This is a genomic window from Janthinobacterium sp. PSPC1-1 (genome assembly GCF_049897625.1).
Classification (GTDB): Bacteria; Pseudomonadota; Gammaproteobacteria; order Burkholderiales; family Burkholderiaceae_D; genus Janthinobacterium; species Janthinobacterium tructae.
Window position 1 is genome coordinate 128615 of sequence record NZ_JAFCWP010000005.1, and the last position, 19535, is coordinate 148149.

Annotated in this window: 22 protein-coding genes; 11 read left to right on the plus strand and 11 right to left on the minus strand. The window is 65.2% G+C overall.

Annotated features, from left to right (window positions below):
* Positions 1-40: 40 nt before the first annotated feature.
* Positions 41-1618, minus strand: a complete 1578-nt coding sequence (locus ACP7EG_RS17175; RefSeq protein WP_426088593.1) for a CHAD domain-containing protein — start codon at positions 1616-1618, stop codon at positions 41-43.
* A gap of 120 nt (positions 1619-1738) precedes the next feature.
* Here ACP7EG_RS17175 and mgrA point away from each other — a divergent pair, with 120 nt between their 5' ends.
* Complete coding sequence (gene mgrA / locus ACP7EG_RS17180; RefSeq protein ID WP_426088594.1) at positions 1739-2779, plus strand: L-glyceraldehyde 3-phosphate reductase; 1041 nt, start codon at positions 1739-1741, stop codon at positions 2777-2779.
* A gap of 5 nt (positions 2780-2784) precedes the next feature.
* On the opposite strand, the gene ACP7EG_RS17185 is transcribed toward mgrA, so the two are convergent.
* From ACP7EG_RS17185 to ACP7EG_RS17195, 3 genes are all read right to left on the minus strand, one after another.
* Positions 2785-3264 (minus strand): DUF2244 domain-containing protein, encoded by a 480-nt coding sequence (locus ACP7EG_RS17185; RefSeq protein WP_426088595.1) that lies wholly within the window; start codon positions 3262-3264, stop codon positions 2785-2787.
* Between the two features lie 87 nt (positions 3265-3351).
* Positions 3352-3669, minus strand: a complete 318-nt coding sequence (locus ACP7EG_RS17190) for a hypothetical protein (protein ID WP_426088596.1) — start codon at positions 3667-3669, stop codon at positions 3352-3354.
* A gap of 66 nt (positions 3670-3735) precedes the next feature.
* On the minus strand, positions 3736-4071 hold the full coding sequence (locus ACP7EG_RS17195; protein ID WP_426088597.1) for a hypothetical protein: 336 nt from the start codon (positions 4069-4071) through the stop codon (positions 3736-3738).
* Between the two features lie 285 nt (positions 4072-4356).
* Between ACP7EG_RS17195 and ACP7EG_RS17200 the strand changes: the two genes are divergently transcribed.
* The 7 genes from ACP7EG_RS17200 (at position 4357) to ACP7EG_RS17230 (ending at position 11003) form a co-directional block, all read left to right on the plus strand.
* Positions 4357-4674 (plus strand): DUF4148 domain-containing protein, encoded by a 318-nt coding sequence (locus tag ACP7EG_RS17200; protein WP_426088598.1) that lies wholly within the window; start codon positions 4357-4359, stop codon positions 4672-4674.
* A 137-nt stretch (positions 4675-4811) separates the two neighbouring features.
* Positions 4812-6224 carry an efflux transporter outer membrane subunit gene (locus tag ACP7EG_RS17205; RefSeq protein WP_426088599.1) on the plus strand — a complete coding sequence of 471 codons (1413 nt, stop codon included), beginning with the start codon at positions 4812-4814 and terminating at the stop codon, positions 6222-6224.
* A 72-nt stretch (positions 6225-6296) separates the two neighbouring features.
* Positions 6297-6803 (plus strand): MarR family winged helix-turn-helix transcriptional regulator, encoded by a 507-nt coding sequence (locus ACP7EG_RS17210; RefSeq protein ID WP_071078938.1) that lies wholly within the window; start codon positions 6297-6299, stop codon positions 6801-6803.
* A gap of 10 nt (positions 6804-6813) precedes the next feature.
* A complete protein-coding gene (locus ACP7EG_RS17215) occupies positions 6814-8955 on the plus strand; it encodes an FUSC family protein (RefSeq protein WP_426088600.1) in 2142 nt (713 codons plus the stop codon).
* Positions 8945-9145, plus strand: a complete 201-nt coding sequence (locus tag ACP7EG_RS17220) for a DUF1656 domain-containing protein (protein WP_071078940.1) — start codon at positions 8945-8947, stop codon at positions 9143-9145. The genes ACP7EG_RS17215 and ACP7EG_RS17220 overlap by 11 nt, the downstream gene beginning before the upstream one ends.
* A 50-nt stretch (positions 9146-9195) precedes the next feature.
* Positions 9196-10092 (plus strand): efflux RND transporter periplasmic adaptor subunit, encoded by an 897-nt coding sequence (locus ACP7EG_RS17225; RefSeq protein WP_426088601.1) that lies wholly within the window; start codon positions 9196-9198, stop codon positions 10090-10092.
* Positions 10089-11003 carry a LysR substrate-binding domain-containing protein gene (locus ACP7EG_RS17230; protein WP_426088602.1) on the plus strand — a complete coding sequence of 305 codons (915 nt, stop codon included), beginning with the start codon at positions 10089-10091 and terminating at the stop codon, positions 11001-11003. Before ACP7EG_RS17225 ends, ACP7EG_RS17230 begins: the two co-directional genes overlap by 4 nt.
* Before the next feature lie 9 nt (positions 11004-11012).
* Here the strand turns inward: ACP7EG_RS17230 and ACP7EG_RS17235 are convergent, their stop codons facing one another.
* The 6 genes from ACP7EG_RS17235 to ACP7EG_RS17260 form a co-directional block, all read right to left on the minus strand.
* Positions 11013-11549, minus strand: coding sequence for an ester cyclase (locus ACP7EG_RS17235; protein ID WP_426088603.1), 537 nt, complete (start codon positions 11547-11549; stop codon positions 11013-11015).
* Positions 11550-11670: 121 nt separating this feature from the next.
* The gene (locus ACP7EG_RS17240) at positions 11671-12417 is read right to left on the minus strand and encodes an SDR family oxidoreductase (protein ID WP_426088604.1); all 747 of its coding nucleotides are present in this window, start codon (positions 12415-12417) and stop codon (positions 11671-11673) included.
* Between the two features lie 80 nt (positions 12418-12497).
* Positions 12498-12722 (minus strand): hypothetical protein, encoded by a 225-nt coding sequence (locus ACP7EG_RS17245; RefSeq protein ID WP_071078945.1) that lies wholly within the window; start codon positions 12720-12722, stop codon positions 12498-12500.
* A gap of 12 nt (positions 12723-12734) precedes the next feature.
* On the minus strand, positions 12735-13406 hold the full coding sequence (locus ACP7EG_RS17250; RefSeq protein ID WP_099760268.1) for a thiol:disulfide interchange protein DsbA/DsbL: 672 nt from the start codon (positions 13404-13406) through the stop codon (positions 12735-12737).
* Positions 13407-13553: 147 nt separating this feature from the next.
* Positions 13554-15119, minus strand: coding sequence for a TonB-dependent receptor domain-containing protein (locus tag ACP7EG_RS17255; RefSeq protein WP_426088605.1), 1566 nt, complete (start codon positions 15117-15119; stop codon positions 13554-13556).
* Positions 15120-15217: 98 nt separating this feature from the next.
* Complete coding sequence (locus ACP7EG_RS17260) at positions 15218-16108, minus strand: LysR family transcriptional regulator (RefSeq protein ID WP_426088606.1); 891 nt, start codon at positions 16106-16108, stop codon at positions 15218-15220.
* Positions 16109-16220: 112 nt separating this feature from the next.
* On the opposite strand from ACP7EG_RS17260, the gene ACP7EG_RS17265 reads away from it, so the two are divergent.
* A complete protein-coding gene (locus ACP7EG_RS17265) occupies positions 16221-17039 on the plus strand; it encodes a DODA-type extradiol aromatic ring-opening family dioxygenase (RefSeq protein ID WP_426088607.1) in 819 nt (272 codons plus the stop codon).
* A 51-nt stretch (positions 17040-17090) separates the two neighbouring features.
* Here ACP7EG_RS17265 and ylqF read toward each other — a convergent pair whose 3' ends face one another.
* Complete coding sequence (gene ylqF, locus ACP7EG_RS17270; RefSeq protein ID WP_426088608.1) at positions 17091-18038, minus strand: ribosome biogenesis GTPase YlqF; 948 nt, start codon at positions 18036-18038, stop codon at positions 17091-17093.
* A 258-nt stretch (positions 18039-18296) separates the two neighbouring features.
* On the opposite strand from ylqF, the gene ACP7EG_RS17275 reads away from it, so the two are divergent.
* Complete coding sequence (locus tag ACP7EG_RS17275; protein ID WP_426088609.1) at positions 18297-19037, plus strand: hypothetical protein; 741 nt, start codon at positions 18297-18299, stop codon at positions 19035-19037.
* A gap of 160 nt (positions 19038-19197) precedes the next feature.
* A complete protein-coding gene (locus tag ACP7EG_RS17280) occupies positions 19198-19524 on the plus strand; it encodes a hypothetical protein (protein ID WP_426088610.1) in 327 nt (108 codons plus the stop codon).
* The last annotated feature ends 11 nt before the right edge of the window (positions 19525-19535 follow it).

Genomic DNA, 19535 nt, shown 5'->3' on the forward strand with positions numbered 1-19535 from the left:
ATTCAACGGTGGGGACAGGCTGGAAGGCACGCCAAGCTTGTCATGCCTTCCCGCTGCTGCCCTTCGACGGCAAAGGGGCGGCCGCGAAGCGCCGCCATGGCCGCGCCAGCACCTTGCCTGCACCGCCCTGCAATTGCGCCGCCAGGAAGCCGCGCACATAGGCGGCCTGCGGCAACAGATCAGGCTGCATTTCGGCCAGCGCGCGCAGCAAACCGTCCGCCACCTCGATATCGTTGCGCCAGCCCAGCTCGTCCTGCAAGACGGACAGTCGCTTCACGTAGTGCCGGACTTGCCCGGCGTCATATAAGGAGGCAAAAAATTCAGTGGCATAGCGGGCTTTCTTGGCCGCGATGCGCACCCGGTGGCGCGCCGGCGGCGCCAGTTGCGGCAAGTCTTTTCCCCGCTTTAACAGGCGGCGCAAATCCTTGCGCAGGGTAGCGCGGGCAAACGGGCAGACAGGCGCGTCCAGGCGCCGCACTTGACGAATGGAGCAACTGTCGCGCCAGGCGCGCGCCTGTAGCCAGCGCTGCAAGCCCAGCATGCAAGCCGTGCAGCGCGCCGAGGTGACGGCCCGGGCGGCTTGCATGTGCTTGAGGCGTGCCTGCGCGTGCGCCGCCGCTGCCAGCGCCGCCGCATCGGCTTGCGCCTCGCCATCGAGTTGCGCCAGGGTATTGCCAGCCAACACATCCCAGTCGCGCGCCTCGCCCAGCGCGCCGCCCAGCCAGTCGAGTTCGCTCTTCAAGGTGTCCGGCAGCGCCAGCAGGGACTTGAACATGCCCAGCGCCGAGCGCAAACGGCGTAGTCCCACGCGCATCTGGTGCACGCTTTCCACATCCGCGCCCGCCGCCACGCCATCCTGGTTGCCGCTGACCTGTTCCAGGCAATTGCCGGCGATGGCCAGGAACGCTTGCTCCACCGACATCGCTGCGTCCAGCGCCAGGGGCTGCGCCTTGACGGCGCGCAAGGGTTGCTGCGCGACCAGGCGGTAACCGCGTTCCGCCTTGCTCATGTGGCCCAGCTGCAGCGGCACCTCCTGCAGCAAGGCCAGCGCCACGTCGAACAGGCTGGCGGCCTGCCCTTGCTTCAACTCCAGCTCGATCTCGCTGACGGCCACGCTGTGTACGACACCATTGGCACCATCGGCACCGTCCGCACCGCTTTCAATGACACCCTGGTCCAGCACGCATTCGATCTGGTCGCCCTGCGGCGTGTGCAGCTGCCATACGGTGCGCTCGATGCGCGTGGTAAACACGGGCCGCAAGGCGTCGCGGATGGCATCCTGGCGCAGCAGCGCACGGATGGGCTGCTTGCGGCCGATGGCAGAGTCGAGCACGGCGAGATCCGGTTGCGGCCCCGGCACGTCGTCTTCCCATTCATGGCGGCTGTGCAAGCCGCCGCTGACATTGCCGCCCGCCTTCAAGGTTTGCACCCAGCGCCCGTCCACTTGGCGCACGCGCAAGCCCGCCTGGTGGCGGCACAGCTGTAAATCGGGCGTATCGACATAGATATCGTGCATCTGCAGCACCAGTGGTCCTTGCGCAGACTGCGCCAGCAACGGGTGCGCGCGCAGGCGCGAGGCATCTTCCTGCGCCAGCAACAATTTCAATTCGATTTCCATGATCGCTCCTTGCGAGATTCCTCAACGCCTATTGTAAGGCGCGTCCCGTCGCGCGCAAGGCGCACGCACGCACGCCTTGATTTTGCGCCAAAATAGGCGATTCATTGACAAGGAGATGCCATGACCTACAACGCCGCCGAGAACCGCTACGACAGCATGCCATACCGTACCTGCGGGCGCAGCGGGTTGAAACTGCCGCTGCTGTCGCTGGGGCTGTGGCACAACTTTGGCGACAGCAACAATCTGGCTTCGCAGCGCGACATGCTGCGCACCGCATTTGACCTGGGCATCACGCATTTCGACCTGGCGAATAACTACGGCCCGCCGTATGGCAGCGCGGAAAGCAATTTCGGCAAGCTGCTGCGCGACGATTTTTTGCCGTACCGCGATGAACTGATCATTTCCACCAAGGCGGGCTGGGACATGTGGCCCGGTCCGTACGGCCAGGGCGGCGGTTCGCGCAAGTACGTGCTGGCCAGCCTGGACCAGAGCTTGCAGCGCCTGGGCCTCGACTATGTCGACATCTTTTACTCGCACCGCTACGATGCCGACACGCCGCTGGAAGAAACCATGGGCGCACTGGCCACCGCCGTGCAGCAGGGCAAGGCGCTGTACGTGGGCCTGTCGTCGTATTCGCCGCAAAAGACGGCCGAGGCGGCCGCCCTGCTGAAAGAATGGAAAGTGCCGTGTTTGATCCACCAGCCGGCCTACAACATGCTCAACCGCTGGATCGAGGAAGACGGCTTGCTCGACACCCTGCAAGAGCAAGGCATGGGCTGCATCACGTTCACGGCGCTGGCGCAGGGGCTGCTCAGCGACAAGTACCTGGACGGCGTGCCGCAGGATGCGCGCGTCAACCGCCCTGGCGGCGGTTCGCTGACGCAACAGCACCTAAGCGCGGAAAACCTGGCCCGCGTGCGCGCCCTGAACCAGATTGCCGCCCAGCGGGGGCAAACCCTGGCGCAGATGGCGCTGGCCTGGGTGCTGCGCGATCCCCGCGTCACGTCGACCCTGATTGGTGCCAGCAGCAGCGCGCAAATCCGCGAAAACGTGGCCGCACTGCAGCAACTGACGTTCACGGCCGACGAGCTGGCCGCCATCGACGTGCAGGCGCGCGAAGGCCATATCAATCTATGGGAAGGCCCGTCGCGGGCCGTGTAAGGCATTCACGGCGGCGACAGTGGCGGTGGCAGCAGGGCCAGCAGTTCCTGCGCCACCTGCCGGCGCCGTTCGGGCGTGGCGTACACGCCCACGTCCACCTGCGCCCCACCAGCACCGGTATCGTTGATATGTATCAACTGGCGCGGCCACTGCGGCACATCGATGCGCGTGCGCCACGGCAAAAAATGGTGGCGCCGGCAGTGGCCGGCGCTGACCTGTTCGATGATCAGCTCGCCGTCGCGCAGGGCGATGTGTTCATAGTCGCGCGCATGGCGCAGGTAATGCAGCAGGGCGATGGCCACCAGGCCCAGTTCGGCGACCGAAAAGACGGGAATGGTCCAGAGGCCGCGCAGCGCAAAGGCGGCGGCGATCGTCAGGGAAAACAGGCATAGCAAGCCATAGGCGCGCAGCAACTGGCGCGCCGTCAAGGCACTGTGGCGCGCCAGCAGCCATTGCGGCTGCTCGCGCGAGTGATCGCGTGGCATGGCGCCTCCCGCACTATCGCTCCATCACCGCAGCAGCCTTCGCCGCCGTGGGGTTCAGCCAGGTCGTTCAGCCAGCTTGCGCCCGGCTCAGGCGCCCATGCGCACCAGCGCATGGCCCACATGCTGCCACCAGTGATCGCGCGACTTGACCTGCTTCAGGCAAGACGCGTCGATTTCCGCAGGAAACACGCGATCCTGGCACGCCTTCGTTGCCAGGGCATAGCGCTGGTTTTCCGCCGCCGCCAGGGCCACGACGAGCCAGAACGCCAGCGCCAGCAACATCACCAGCACACTCCAGGCCAGGTGATTGGTGTTACTTTTTTCGCCAAAAAACTCGCGCGGCCGCGTCTCGCGGTACATCGACATCACGTCTTTTTCTTTCTCTTCCGACATCTGCGTTTGCATCCTCTGACATCCTATCCTGTGCCGGCCGGCTGGCCATGGCGGCGCGCACGCCGCCTTGCCTGCATTTTACGCTGATGGCGCAGGAGAGACAGTACTTCGTGGAGGCAATTCGTCCTCAGCCTTCTCTGCCGGCGGCACTGGCGCCAGGCTTTCCACATGATCGACGTCGATGTCGCCGCCATCGGCTACCCCGTTGTGCGGCTCCACGCCGGCCCGCTCGCCCGTGCCGGCCGCATCGCTGTCGTTTTCGAGCTCTTCCGCATCCTGGCCAGGCACGCCCTGCATGTCGCTGCCGCTGTCGGAACTGTCGCTGGGTCCCAGCGCGCCCTTGCCGTGACCGCTGCCCAGAACGCGGTCGGGAGTGACGGGCAAATTGTCCGGATCGAGTGTGCTGTTGCTCATGGCTGACTCCCGTTGATCAAAAAACCAGCTTACTCCCCTGGACCGGCCAGCGGCGCACGCCTGCACGGCATTTTCCCCGGGGAATTGCGGCATCGCACAACTATTTTCATAAATTACTTCACAAATGTACTATTCATTGCTATAGTTAATCCAAGTAAGCATCTTCTCATCCAGAAATTGCTTCATCGGCGGCACGGCGCCCATCAGCGCCTTGCCACCGAACCGACCGGTACGTGGCGAGCCGGCCCATCCACCCAGCCATCATGCACATATTGGAGTCTTATCATGCAAGCCAAATCACTCATCGCAGCATTGTTTGCCATCACCACCGCTACTTCGGCTTTTGCCCAAAGCGCCGCGCCAGCCGCTGCCAGCCAGCAACTCACGCGCGCCGACGTCACGGCCGAATACATCCGTGCCCGCAACGCCGGCGAAATCGTCACCAGCGAAGTCGACTACCCGAAAACGCCGGCCACCGCCGCCAGTCAGGTGACGCGCGAACAAGTCATGGCCGAGTTCTACGCCGCCCGCAAGGCTGGCCTGATCCCGCAAACGGAAGCGGACTTTGATGTCGCGCAAACGACCAAGCACGTCGTGCAATAAGAAACCAGTCAGCCGGTTTCAGTAAGTCAGTAACACACCTCAGTTGCGGCGCAGCACTCGGGCCACTCCCGAAGCTCCCGCGGCGAGCTGTGATACCCCAACAGCACCCCCAACACTATCTCTCCCGGAGTCCCTGCATGTCCCTGCACCGCCGTTTGCTTGCCGCCAGCCTGACCCTTGCCTTGAGCGCTTGCGCCGACATGGGCCATATCGCGCCGCAATCGGCCATGCTCGACGCCAACAAGCTGCAAGCGAGCCAAGCCATGGATGCCGCCGCCAGCGCCGCCATCCAATGGCCGCGCACGCAATGGTGGCAAGACTTGCACGACCCCCAGTTGAACCGTCTGATGGAGCAGGCGCTGGCCGACAGCCCCACCCTGCGCGGCGCCCAGGCGCGCGTGCGCCAGGCCGAGGCGCTGGCCGGCGCGGCGGAAGACAAGACCCGCCCGCAGGCCGACGCATCCGTCTCCATCAACCGCGAACTGTATTCGCAGCACGGCAGCACGCCGGCGCCGCTAGCCGGCAATTACGCCTGGCGCAACCAGGCCACCGTCACCGCGTCGTACGACCTGGACCTGTGGGGCCGCAACCGCGCCGCCCTGTCCGCCGCCTTGGGCGACGTGCAGATGGCATCGGCCGAATCACAGATGGCCCGCCTGGCCCTGGAAACGGCGCTGGTACGCACCTACATCCAGCTGTCGTATGAATTCCAGCTGCAGGACGTGATCGAACGCAGCCTGGCGCAGCGCGCCCGCATCCTCGACATCACGCGCCAGCGCAAGGCCGCCGGCATCGGCACCGATATTGACGTGGCGCAGATCGAAACCACCCTGCCCGCCGGCCGCCGCCAGCTGGAACAGTCGGCCGAGTCGCTGGCCCTGCTACGCAACCAGCTGGCCGCCCTGGCGGGCAAGGGTCCGGTCGCCGGCGCGGCGCTCACGCGTCCCGTGCTGCGCCTGGACCAGCCGCTGGCCATTCCCGCCGCCCTGCCGGCCGACCTGATCGGCCGCCGCCCCGACATCGCCGCCCAGCGCTGGAGAGTCGAAGCGGCGGCGCAGCGCATCGACTCTGCCAAGGCCGAGTTTTACCCGAACGTCAACCTGGTGGCCTTTGCCGGCTTCCAGGCCTTCGGTTTCAGCCATTTTCTCGATGCCAATTCGCAGGTACGCGGCGCCTCGCCCGCGCTGAGCCTGCCCATCTTTGCGGGCGCCCGCCTGCGCGCCCAGCTGGGCAGCCAGACGGCCGTGTACGACGGCGCCGTGGAGCAGTACAACGCCACCGTCATCAACGCCATGTCGGACGTCGCCAACGCCGTCACCCGCGCCCAGTCGCTGGCAAAGCAGCACCAGCTGACCGTGCAGGCGCTGGCCACGGCACAGCGCGCGCGCGACCTGGCCGAAAAAGCCTACAAGGCGGGCATGAGCGACGCCATCAGCATGCTCAACACGCAAGTGGCGCTGCTGGCAGAAGAACAGCAGCAGGCGCAAAATGGAGCGCGCGAACTGGATCTGTACGTTTCCTTGATGAATGCATTAGGAGGCGGTATCTAGTGTTGCAATCCTGGTATTGCCATGGCTCAACAAGATACAATCGGAGCTTTATTCACACATGAAGGAATTGACATGACCGCTTTTGACGCCACCTCCAAGCGGCTGCAAAACATCCGCACGCGCATGCCAGGCTTCCCCATGGAACTGATGCGCCTGTTGCGCATGACGTACCACATTCAAAAAGGCATGAAGGACTTGACCAATGCCGCGCTGAAAAAGCATGACCTGGTCGATGCCAGCTACATGGTGCTCGCCGTACTGTACGGCACGGACGACGAAACCTCGAATGCCTGCACCCTGGGCATGGCCTGCCATGAAAAGCCGGCCAACCTGACGCGCGTCTGCAACGACCTGGAAACGCGCGGCCTGATCCACCGCGGCACGCGCCCCGGCGACCGCCGCTCCGTGATGATCTCGCTGACCGACAAGGGCCGCGCCCTGATCGAAACGGCGCTGCCCGACGTGTACCAGGATACCTCGGCCCTGTACGAGGGATTTACGCAAGAAGAGCTGCAAGTGCTCGACAAGCTGTACGTGCGCCAGTTGCGCAACCTGAATAATCTCAACAACCAGAACTGATAGCCTATCGATGACGCCAGCCACAACACCTACATATGGCCCCCTGAGCCGGGCGGCCCACTGGCTGGCACTGGCGCTGCAAGACTGGCGCACAACGGAAGGCGAACGCTGGATTTACGTCGGCAAGACCCTCATCGCGGCGTTCTGCGCCCTGTGGCTGGCCTACCGCCTGGGCCTTGATTCACCCAGCACGGCCATGACCACCACCATCATCCTGGCCCTGCCCAGCAGCGGCATGGTGCTGGAAAAAAGCTTTTACCGCCTGTGCGGCACCCTGCTGGGCTGCCTGGCCGCGCTGACCCTGATCGGCCTGTTCCCGCAGCAGCCCGTACTGCTGTTCGCCGGCCTGGCCCTGTGGGTGGGCCTGTGCACGAGCGGCTCGGCCCTGCACCGCAATGCCCAGTCGTATGTGTACGTGCTGGCTGGCTACACGGCCTGCATGATCGTGTTGCCCGCCATCGAGCAACCGATGCAGGTGTTCTCGCTGGCCGTCACGCGCGTGGCCGAAGTCGGCCTGGGCATCATCTGCTCGGCCGTCGTCTCCAGCGTGCTGCTGCCGCGTCACCAGGGTACGCAGGTGATGCGCACGGTGCAGGCGCGCTATGGCAAATTTCTCACCTTTTGCCAGGACGTGCTGCAGCAAAAGCTCACGCCGGCGCAGGTGGAATTGACGCATTTGCAGTTTGCCGCCGACGTGGCGGCGCTGGAACTGGGCCGCTCGGCCGCGCTGTTCGAAGTGACCAGCAAAGTGGGTCACGTGCGTGCGCAAAACCGCAAGCTGCACGCCTTCAACGCCACCTTCATGACGGCGCTGACCACCTTCTATACCTTTCACCGCCTGTTCGACCGTCTGCAGCGCGATGGCGAGACACAAGTCATGCAGGCATGTGCGCCCCTGTACGCCATCGTCGCCGAGGCGCTGCAGGCGACGCCGTCGCAAGACTCGCTCGACACCATGCAGCGGCACCTGCAAACGGCGCTGGCGCTGGCGCGTGCGGACATCGATAGCGCGACCATCGCGCATGCGCAGCGCATCGATTTCGACACCGTGTGCGAACTGCTGGAACGCTTCGCGCGCGACATGAGCCGCTTTCACGAAGTGTATTTCAGCCTGGCGCACGATACGCCGCTGGAAGTGAGCACGCCGCAGGCGTATGCGCCGAAGACGCCGCCCGCGCTGGTCATCGCCAGCGGCGCGCGCGCGGCCATCAGCCTGGCCCTGCTGGCGCTGGGCGCCTACTTCCTCGCCTGGCCCTACGCCAGCACGGCGATGCTGATGGCGGCCGTGTTCTGCGCGCTGGCCTCGTCCTCGCCACGCCCCATCATGATGATCCGCCAGGTGCTGACAGGCTTTTTCATCGCCATGCCCCTGTCGCTCGTCTGCGTGTATTTCGTGCTGGTGCATGGCGACGGTTTCCCCATGCTGGTGCTGAGTTTTGCGCCCTTCCTCGCCGTCGGCCTGTACCTGATGACGAATCCCGCCAAGCTGGGCGTGGGCCTGGGCGTGTCGACCTTCATCACGCAGATGGCGCCGACCAACGTGATGCATGTCGACGGCGCGGCCTTTTTGAACACCGGCATGGCGCTGATCGTCGGCCTGATGCTGGCCGCCCTCGTGTTTGCCGTGCTGCTGCCCGAGCACACGATGGGCCACAAGGACCACATCGGCCGCGCCCTGTGGCGCGAAGCGCTGCATGCGTGCACGGCGCCCGCACGGCGCGTCAAACACCGCTTCGACAACCGCGTGCGCGACCTCCTCAGCCAGCTCAATGCGGCGGCAGGACCGGCGCCGGGCGTGGCCACGCGCGCCGTCGTGCGCCAGGCCTTGACCCTGCTGGAAATCGGCCATTCCGTAATCGAACTGCGCGAACTGATCGCCAGTTCTTCCGGCAACAGCCCCGCGCGCGACGCCCTGCAGCGCTGCGTGGACAGCCTCGCCGCCTGGCTGCGCACGCGCGGCGAGGCGCAACTGCAGGACGCGCTGGCGGCCACCCTGCAGGCCGGTGGCGTGGTGCGCGCAGCCCAGGCCGCCAGCGGCACGGCGCCGGAGCAAGGCGTGCGCCTGCAGACAGCGCTGGTCGACCTGCATTCGATCTACACCTCATTGCTCGACCATATGGCGCCTGGCGCCGGAGACCACCATGCCGCGTGAATTCGCCCTGTTCGGAATTCTGATTCCTACCCTTCTGCCCCTGTTCATCCTCAGCATCGGCCTGCAAACCCTGCTCGACCGCGTACTGGGCTGGCTGGGCGTGTACCGCATGGTGTGGCACCCGTCGCTGGCGCGGCTGTGCATCTTCATCGCCATCTTCGGCGCACTGACCTTATCGCTGTACAAATAGCTCTGCAAATAAAAAAAACTGTTCAACCCAATCAAGGAAAGGCTGCCGACATGGTAAGCAAACTGACCCGCTATGCAATCACCTTGCTGCTACTGGCCGCAGCCCTGTGGATAGGCAAGACCGTCTGGGACCGCTACATGGAGTCGCCGTGGACGCGCGACGGCCGCATCAAGGCCGACATCGTCAATATCAGCGCCGACGTGGCCGGCACCGTCACGGACGTGCTGGTGCGCGACAACCAGGTGGTACAAAAAGGCGATGTGCTGTTCGTCGTCGACAAGGAACGCTACGCCAGCGCGCTGGCGCAGGCCGACGCCGTGCTGGCCACGCAAAAAACGGAAATGGGCCGCCGCGGCAAGGAAGCGCAGCGCCGCGCCAATCTGGACGCCAGCATCATTTCCACGGAAAGCCGCGAAAGCGCGGCCTACGCCGCCAGCTCGGCCTCGTCGCAAGTGCAGGCCGCCGTGGCCGCGCGCGCGCTGGCCCAGTTGAACCTGGAACGCACCACCGTGCGCGCCCCCGTCAGCGGCTACGTGACCAACCTGAACGTGCACAAGGGTGATTTCGCCGCCGTCGGCGCCCCCAAGCTGGCCGTCATCGACAGCGCCTCGTACTACGTCGTCGGCTATTTCGAAGAAACCAAGCTGGGCATGCTGGCGCCGGATGACAAGGCGGAAATGAATCTGATGAGCGGCGGCACCCTGCATGGCCACATCGAAAGCATCGCGCGCGGCATCACCGATCGCGATGCCGCCACGGGCCGCGAACTGCTGGCCGACGTCAATCCCACCTTCAACTGGGTGCGCCTGGCGCAGCGCGTGCCCGTGCGCATCCACATCGACGAGCAGCCGAAGGGGCAATTGCTGGTAGCCGGCACCACCTGCACCGTGGTGATCACGCCCCACTCGGCACCCGCGCCGAAGCCAGCCGCCGCGCATCCCGCATGAGCCGCAACGGCGGCGCCGGGCGCCTGGCGGAAATCGCCCTGTTCCTCGACGCCGCGGCGCTGGGCAGCTTTTCCGCCGCCGGCCGCAAGCACGGTCTGTCGCCAGCAGCCGCCAGCGCCGCCATCGCGCGCCTGGAAACGGCGCTGGGCGCCACCCTGTTCGAACGCACCACGCGCCAGCTGCGCCTGACGCAAGAGGGTTTGCACTACCGCCGCTACAGCGAACAGGCGCTGGACTTGCTGGCGCAGGCGGAAGACGGCTTGCACGGGGACGCTGGTGCCGTGCGCGGCGTGGTGCGCATCTCGGCGCCGTCCGATATCGGCCGCCAGTTGCTGCTGCCGATGCTCGACCGCTTTGCCGTGCTGCACCCGCAGGTGCGCCATGCGCTGACCCTGACGGATGCCACGGCCAACCTGGTGCAGGACGAGGTCGACCTGGCTATCCGCTACGGCGAGCTGCCCGACAGCGAGATGGTGGCGCGCCTGCTGCACCCGGGCCGGCGCGTCGTGTGCGTGGCGCCCGCGCTGGCCGCCAGGGTGGGCTTGCCGGCCACGCCGCGCGACCTGGCGCTGCTGCCGACCCTGGTGCTCACGGCGGGCGACGGCGCGCCGCAGGAATGGCGCTACCGCGAGAACGGCAAGCGCCACGGCTTGCGCCTGCAAGGCGCCTGGCACAGCAACGACGGCGAAATCATCCGCCGCTGGGCCGTGGCCGGCCATGGCTATGCCTACAAATCCCTGCTCGACATCGGCGACGACCTGCGTGCAGGGCGCTTGCAGACGGTGCTCGACGAATATTTTGCCGATAGCGTCCCCTTGCACCTGCTGTACCGGCGCAGCCGCTTCCAGCCGCCGCGCGTGGCCCTGCTGGCCGACTTCCTGCTGCGGCAGTTCGCCGCGCTGCAAGCCTGACGGCCGCCCTTACTGCGGCAGCACGCCCAGCTGGCGCAGCAGGGTCAGATTGTCTTCCAGGTGCCAGTTGTCGCTGATGCGCCCCTGCGCGTCGACCTGGTACAGATCAAACGCGTAAAAATCGATGGTTTGCCCCTGGCCGCGCAGCTCGCCCTGCGGCGTGGGGAAGACGCCCGTGAAGCGGCCCGTGAAATGCAGGCGCAGGGTCACCCGGTCGCCCGCCACCAGCATGTCCTCGATGGCCACCTGCAAGTCCGGCACGGCCGCGTGGAATACCTGCGACGCCTGCAGCGGGCCGGCCAATCCCTGCGGGCGGCCGGCGGGCAGGGTGCGGTCAATAAAATTGTCGGCCAGCGCCAGGCGCGCCAGGGCCGGATCGCCGCTCTGCCAGAACGCGGCATAGCGGCGCGCCGCCTGCACCACCTTGTCGGTGGCAGCGGCGCCGGACAGGTGGGACGGCATGGGCAAATCCGTGGCGGCATGGGCCGGCGCGGCGGCCAGCAGAGACAGGGCCAGGATGGCGGGAGCAAGAACAAGGGTCGGCATGATAAATCCAGGTTGGTTGATCGGCGTACCTACTGCATATGGCACACCGCCATTCTGGATTTAATCGTCTTGCTTGATAATTAGCCTGTCAATTGAAGCAATCGCTTGCCGAATTTGAAAATCAGCGTCCGCCCGCCACGTCGAGAATGCTGCCCGTCACATAGCTCGCTCCTGGCCCCAGCAGGTACAGGATGGCATCGGCGATTTCTTCCGGCTCGCCACCGCGCTGCATCGGCACGCCGGACGCCAGGCGCGCCACCCGCCCCGGCTCACCGCCAGACGCGTGGATGGCCGTATAGATGATGCCGGGCCGCACGCCGTTGACGCGGATGCCCTCGGCCGCCACTTCCTTCGCCAGCCCGAGGGTCAAGGTATCGACGGCACCTTTCGAGGCCGCGTAATCGATGTATTCGCCCGGGGAGCCGATGCGCGCGGCCACCGACGAGACGTTCACGATGCGCCCTCCCTGCCCGCCGTTCGCCGTCGACATGCGCCGCACGGCTTGCTGGCAGCACAAAAAATAACTGATCACGTTGGTGCGCAGCACGCGTTCCAGGCGCCGCACGGAAATGTCGGCCAGCCGGCATTTCTGCTCCAGCACGCCCACATTATTGACCAGCGCCGTGAGCGTGCCCAGGCGCGCATCGACTTCGCCGAACAGCCGTTCCACGTCCGCTTCATCGCCCACGTCGGCCTGCACGGCAATCGCCTCGCCGCCGCCGGCGACGATACGCGCGCACAGTTCCTCGGCCGCCTGCGCATCGCGCACATAGTTGACGCAGACGGCATAGCCCTGGCGCGCCGCCAGCAGCGCCGTCGCCGCGCCGATGCCGCGGCTGCTACCGGTAATCAAGATCACTTCCTTCATCGTCCCTCCTGGCTGGTTGTGGCTTCATCATACGCGGACGAAAAAAAACCCGCGCGCGGCGGGTTTTCATGCAGGCGCATTCAATTTCGGAAATGCGTCATGGCGTAAGTGAGGTGCTGCCACCAGTGTTCGCGCGACTGCACGGACGCCAAGCATTTTGCATCGACCTCGTTCTTGAACGCGGGATCCACGCAAGCCTTGCTGGCCAGCGCATTGCGCTGGTTTTCCACGCTGACGACGGCAAGCGCCAGCCACGCCACGAGGGCGAGGGCCAGTACGCACAAGGTCCAGGGCAGCTGTTTCATGGCGCTCTCCGCTTACTTCTTCGCTGGCGCGGGAGCGCGCTCTTTCAGCGTGCGCGCCACCAGTTCATCCATCACGCGCAGGGTCGCTGCCTGGGTTTGCGGCTCGGACTGGCCCGGACGCGACAGCTGCGACGGCGACGTGACGAAGCGGCCGTCGATGACGATGGTCGGCGCGCTGTCAATCTTGCTGGCAGTGATCAGCTGCTCGTTGCGTTTCAGCTTGGTCTGCACGCCAAAGGAATTGAACATGTCCAGGTATTTCGCCTTGTCGATGCCGTTCTTGACCAGCAGGTCGAGGATGGCGTCATCGCGGTTCAGGCGGTTGCGCTCGACGTGGATGGCGCGGAAGATCTTGTCGTGGAACTGCTCCAGCTGGCCCATCGCCTCCAGGGTGGCATACGCGTGCGCCTGTGGGTCTTTCGGGCCGGAGAAGGCCAGGTGGATGCGGCGGAAGGCGATCTTGTCGCCTTGCTTCTTGACCCAGTCGTGCATCAGCGGATCGAGCGCGTAGCAATGCGGGCAGGAATACATGAAGTATTCGACCACTTCCACCTTCTTGCCCGTGTCCGTGCGCACTGGCGTCGGGAGCGTGGTAAAGCCGGTATCGGCCGCCATGGCGCCGCCGGTGGCCGCCACCAGGGTGACGGCGGCGAGCAGGGGACGCAAGAAACGCAGAAAACGCATATTAATCCTTCATCATAAAGTGGTCGTGAACGGGGCGAGATTACCACTTTTTGCGCCGGTCGATGAAGCCCGGGCAGAAAAAAGCCGTGTTTATCGCCCCGCTTTGCGCCCGCTTAAGCCGCATTTAAGCCCCGCCGCGCTTGGACTTCAAAAATGGTAGCGCGCCGACACGCGCAGCTGGCGCGCATCCTTGAGGTAAATGCTGGAACGGCAACCGGGCGCATCGCCGTAATGGCGGCGGTTGGCCAGGTTGCTGCCGGCCAGTTCCAGCTCCCAGGCACCCAGCTTGCGCACGTAGCGCCCATCCACGGTGGCGAATGCGGGCACTTGCGCCAGGCAGCTGTTGTCGAAATCCGGGCCATAGCGCAGGACGCGCAGCCATTGCACGCCCACGTCGGCACTGGCGCCGGCCTGCCCCGTCCAGTACAGGCGCAGGCTGGCCAGGGTCTTGGGCACGAGGGCGATATCCGGGCCATCGTAGGCGTAATCGTCGTAGCGCGCATGCACTTGCCGCAGCTGCGCGTCGAGGCGCCAGTCACGCGCCAGCGCCATGCTGGCCTCGATGGCAATGCCGTCGCGGCGCGAAGGGTCGAGGTTGCCCGCAAAGCCCAGCTGGCCCAGGCTCTGGTCAAAGACGATCTGGTTGCTCAGGCGCTCGCTGAAGATGCGCACGGAAGCGCTGCGCGCCGCGTCGCCGAAGGTGGCACCCACTTCCGTTTCGCGCCGCAACTGTCCCGCCAGGGGACGGTAGCCGGCACGGGTATAGCCATCGTCGTCGATACGGTAGCTGCGCGCAGCCTTGGCATACACGCTCAGTTGCGGGCGCAGTTGCAGGCTGCCCTGCACGTCCCAGGCGTTCTGGTTTTCCCAGTCGCTGCCGCCGGCGGGCAGGTCGGCCGGATCGAGCTGGAACTGTTCATGCCGCAATCCCAGCAGCAGGCGCGGCGCATACAGGCCGCCGAAGGCCAGCTCCTCGCGCAGCAGCAGCGCGCGCGAGTACTGGCGGCGCTGCCCATCGCCATCGCGCCCCGAGCTCCGCTCCCACTGCATCAGGTCCAGGCCCACTTCCGTATCCGTGCCCACGCCCCCCACCTTGCCGGAATGGCGCAGGCGCGGCGCCAGTTGCCGGCGGCGGCTGCTGTACCTCGATTCGCTGCCGCCGTCCTCGCCCGCATACTGGGCCGTGGCGCGCTTTTCCCGCTGCGACAGCTCCACGCCCAGCTCGAACTTGCCCACGTAGCGCTGCACGAAGGCGCTGGCGCGCCGCACCTCATAGCGGTACAGGTCTTCCGGGCGGGCCGCCAGCAAGGCCAGGAACGGCGCCTCGGGCGCGGGATAGCGGGTGTCCTGCTTCAGCTGGTCGGCGCTGAAGCCGAAGCGGCCCTGGCGCAGCTTCCATTCCGCACCGCCGTTGAAGCCGCGCTGGTGAAACACGCTGCCGTCGCGGTAATTGCCATTGCGCAGCCCGTCGATGGCCACATCGAGCATCATGCCGCCCTGGTCGCGCGACAGGGCGCCGCGCACGCTGTGCTGGCCGCCCTGCGCCAGCTCGGTGGACAAGTCACCATGCGTGACGCCTGCCGCGCCGCCGTCCTGCTGCACGGATGGCGGCGCGGCAGGCGATTCAAGCTCCTGTGCGCACGCCGGCATGGCCAGGGCGCACAGCAGCAAGGTACGCGTGGCGATGGTCAGGGCGGGAGGGGCAGGCATCATGGCGGCAAGCTGGGTGCGCTACCGGGGCACGCACGGTAGTGAAACGGGAGGATGGCAAAAGCGAATCATTATACGCACGGCGTGCGCCGCTGGGGCCGTCAGCTGCCCAGGCGCCCTTCATCGGCCAGGAAGTCGATGAAGGTGCGCACTTTCGAGGACAGGTAGCGGCGGCTCGTGTAGACGGCGTACACCTTGCCGCCTGCCAGCTGGTAGCCGTCGAAAAGACGCATCAGCCGCCCCGCCGCCAGGTCGGCATCCGTCTGCCACGACGGCAACAGGGCGATGCCCATGCCGTCGAGTGCGGCCGCATGCAGCAAGCTTTCGTTATTGCATTGCAGCACGGGCGAGAACTTCACCGTCTCGCGCCCCTGCGGCCCGTCAAAGGCCAGTTCATTACCGTTTGACAACAAGGAATAGCTGATCATGGCGTGCAGCGCCATGTCCTGCGGCGTTTGCGGGTGGCCCGCGCGCGCCAGGTAGGCGGGCGCGGCCACCAGGTGAAAGGCGATGCTGCCGATGGGCCGCGCGATCAGGGTCGGCGCCGGTGCCTGGCTCACGCGCAGGGCCAGATCAAAGCCCTCTTCCACCAGGTTGACCACTCTTCCGCTGAGGTCGATGTCGAACGTGACTTCCGGAAAGCGCTCGCGGTAAGCCACCAAGGTGCGCGTAAAGATGGCGTTGGCGAACCACACGGGGGCGCTCAGACGTAGCATGCCGCGTGGCACCACCGTCGTGCGGCCGACGGTCGCTTCCACTTCATCGAGATTGTCGAGCATGTCACGGCATTGTTCAAAATACACTTTGCCGATTTCCGTCAGGCTCAGGTGACGGCTGCTGCGGTTCAGCAGGCGCGCGCCCAGGTGGCGCTCCAGGTGCATCACGTGCTTGCTGACCATGGCCGGCGATACATCCAGGCGCTCGCTGGCACGCACGAAACTGTCCAGCTCCACCACGGCGCGAAACACGCGCATGCTGCGCAAGGTATCCATGACCATCCCATTATCAACAAAATGGAAATGATATATCAATAATTTCAATCTTGATCAACTGACCGCGCATGACTATCATCGGTAGCATCAGTCATTCCACTCCGGAGCCGCCATGCAAGAGCACACCTTCCCCACCTATTTCCTGTCGCACGGCGGCGGCCCGTGGCCGTTCATGAAAGACCAGTTCGGCGACCGCTACGACGTGCTCGAAGCATCGTTGCAGGATATCCCACGCCAGATCGGCGCGCGGCCGAAGGCCGTGCTGGTGGTTACGGCGCACTGGGAAGGGCCGCAGTTCCTCGTCTCGGCCAGCCCGCAGCCGGGCATGATCTACGATTATTCGGGCTTTCCGCCGCACACGTATCAGATCCAGTACCCGGCACCGGGCGCACCGGCACTGGCGGCGCAGGTAAAGCAATTGCTCGATACAGCCGGCCATCCGGCGCGCCTCGACCACGAGCGGGGTTTCGACCACGGCACCTTCAGCGCCCTGTTCCCCATCTACCCGCAGGCCGATATGCCGCTGGTGCAATTGTCGCTGAAGCACGATTACGACCCGCTCACGCACATCGAGGTGGGCCGCGCGCTGGCCAGCTTGCGCCGGCAAGGCGTGCTGATACTCGGCAGCGGCCTGTCTTACCATAACCTGCGCCAGTTCGGCCAGGCGGGCGCCGTCGCCTCGCACCAGTTCGACGCCTGGCTGCGCCAGGCGATGGCCCTGCCGCCGCAGCAGCGGCTGGAACAGTTGCTGGCCTGGGACCAGGCGCCCGGTGCACGCCAGGCCCATCCGCAGGAAGACCATCTGCTACCGCTGATGGTGGCGCTCGGTGCGGCCGAGCAGGAAGCGGCGCACGTGGTGTATCACGAGGAGGATTTTTTTGGGGCGCTGGCGGTGACCAGTTTCAGGTTTGGAGAAGGCGCCGCCGCATAAAAAAACGCCGCGACAGCCATGTCGCGGCGTTTTCCTGAGTGAAGCGGTAACTTATGTGCCGCGCTTGCCGCGCGCCGAATTCCTGGCCTTTTCGGCCGCAATCTCTGCCGCTTTCGCCGCTTTTTCCGCCATCTCGGCCGCGTGCTGGGCCATCAGGGTCGCGCGCGTATCCGGCGTTTCCAGCGAGATGCGCCCGAGGATGCCGCTGCGGTAGTCGAGCAGCAAGGTGTGCGAGGCTTTCTCGAAATCGTAATCGCCGCCCTTGATGCGGAAGCCGCGCTTGGCGGCAATGCCCTCGACCACGCCGATGGCATCGACTTCATCGACCTTGGTGCCGTAGCGGGCCGCCAGCAAGTCCGGATAGCGCTTGAGCAATTCCTCGGCCAGGAAGACGGCCACTTCTTCTTCGATCAGCGCGTTCGAGCCGATGGCGTGGCTGGCCGCCAGCATCAGGCCGTCGCTGGGGATGGCGATCTTCGGCCACAGCATGCCGGGTGTGTCGACCAGGATGGTGTTCTTGTCCAGATACAATTTTTGCTGCATTTTGGTCACGGCCGGCTCGTCGCCCACCTTCGCCACGCGCTTTTTCAGCAGCGCGTTCATCAGGGTCGACTTGCCCACGTTGGGGATGCCCATGATCATGATGCGCAGCGGTTTCGTTGGCACGCCGCGGTGCGGCGCCAGCGATTTGGCCAGGTCCGGAATGCGCGCCACGTCACCGGGCTTCTTGGTCGTCATCGCGTACGCGGTCACGCCTTCCTGGGCATTGAAATAGGCGACCCAGGCGGCCGTGGCGGCAGGATCGGCCAGGTCGGTCTTGTTGAGGATCTTCAGGCAAGGGCGCTGGCGGAACAGGCGCAGCTCGTCCACCATGGGATTGCAACTGGCTGCCGGCAGGCGCGCGTCCACCACTTCAATCACCAGGTCGGTATTTTCCATGGTCTCGGCCGCTTTCTTGCGGGCCGCGTTCATGTGTCCTGGGTACCATTGTATCGCCATGCTCTTGCCTTCAGTTCGTTCAGTCAATCCGCTATTTTACGTGGTTGCCGCCACGACGTCGCATTTTCCGCCGCCCAGCGCCAGCCGTGCGACGCGAACGAGACAATTGGTGATAATTTGGCAGTTACTTGAATGATAAGATCCGCAGTCCGTCCAGCCTGGCCGGTTTCCCCATTGCAAACTCAACCTGGCACGCATTCCATGCATCTTCCCCGTTTCCTCCTCCTCGCCCCCCTCTGCGCCTGCCTGCTGCCCGCCATGGCCCAAGAACAAACGGCGGCGCCTGGCGACACGGCCAGCCAGGAAATGCAGCAGGTTGTCGACGTGCAAGGCACGCGCGATCCCGACTTGCGCCCCTACCGCACCATGCTCAAGGGACTCGACGCGTATGCCGACCACCAGCGCCTGGCGCCGGGCGCGCCGCTGCGCTTCATGCTGGTTCCCGCCACGCCCCAGGCCAGGCTCGATGGCGTGACCCTGCACCTGTCGGCCGACAACCTGTCGATCCCCGTGCCCCTGGCGGCGGATGGCGGCTTCACCTTGACGCGCGACAAGACGGCCTACGATGCGAATGCCGACCTGGTCAGCAACAAGAAGCGCGACACCCTGCGCTGGCGCGCCGACATCCATACGCCGGGACTGCCCGCGAACGTGCGCCGTCTGGGCGACTTGCGCCTGGAATGCGAAATCCGCTGGGCCGTCGAACAGGACCAGCTGCCGTTTGTGCGGCGCAACCTGTTCCGCCTGGCGGGCGGACCGTGCCACTCGTCGCTGATCCACGTGCTGTATCCCGTGCCGCGCAGCCTCGCCGCCGTGCAGGCGCGCTCGGGCGAGCGCACGCTGGACATCCGCGTCACGGACGACCGCCAGCGCTACGTGCCGCCGCTGCATGACCAGAGCTGGGACGACAATACCCTGCTGACCATCACTTACGCCGACGACGTCAACATGGCCGTAGCCGCCCCCGCTGCGCCCTTGAAGGCAGTACAGCGCCAGTGATATGCGCCCGCGAAGCCGGATCAAATATTTCCACAAGGTTTTTTATATTTACTGCAAGCAATAAAAAAGTATGCTCTAATATCGCCTCTTAAATGAAAAGCAATTATTTCCAGGCTGGCTCCGCCAGGTGCAGGGAGATACGCGATGGGGATAGGTCGATATGATGAAGGAACACACTGGCATGGCGCCCAAGCGCGTGCCACGCAATGACTGGAAGAGGGAATGCCGGCAGTTGCAGGGGCAAGTGGCGCAGCTGGAAGAGCGCCTGAAACGCCAGAGCGCCGACAGCTATGGCTTGCAAATGCTGTATGACCAATTGGTCAATGAAATCAAGCACCACCGCGACATGCTCCAGCTCGACAGCTTCGATGCGGAGAAATCATCGCTCGTCTACACGCAAGCCTGGCGCCGCTTCATGGCCGGCGACGCGCTCGACTACCAGACCCATCGCCACACGAATTCCAGCAGCCGTCCCAGCTTGCTGTAGTTCGCTGCACC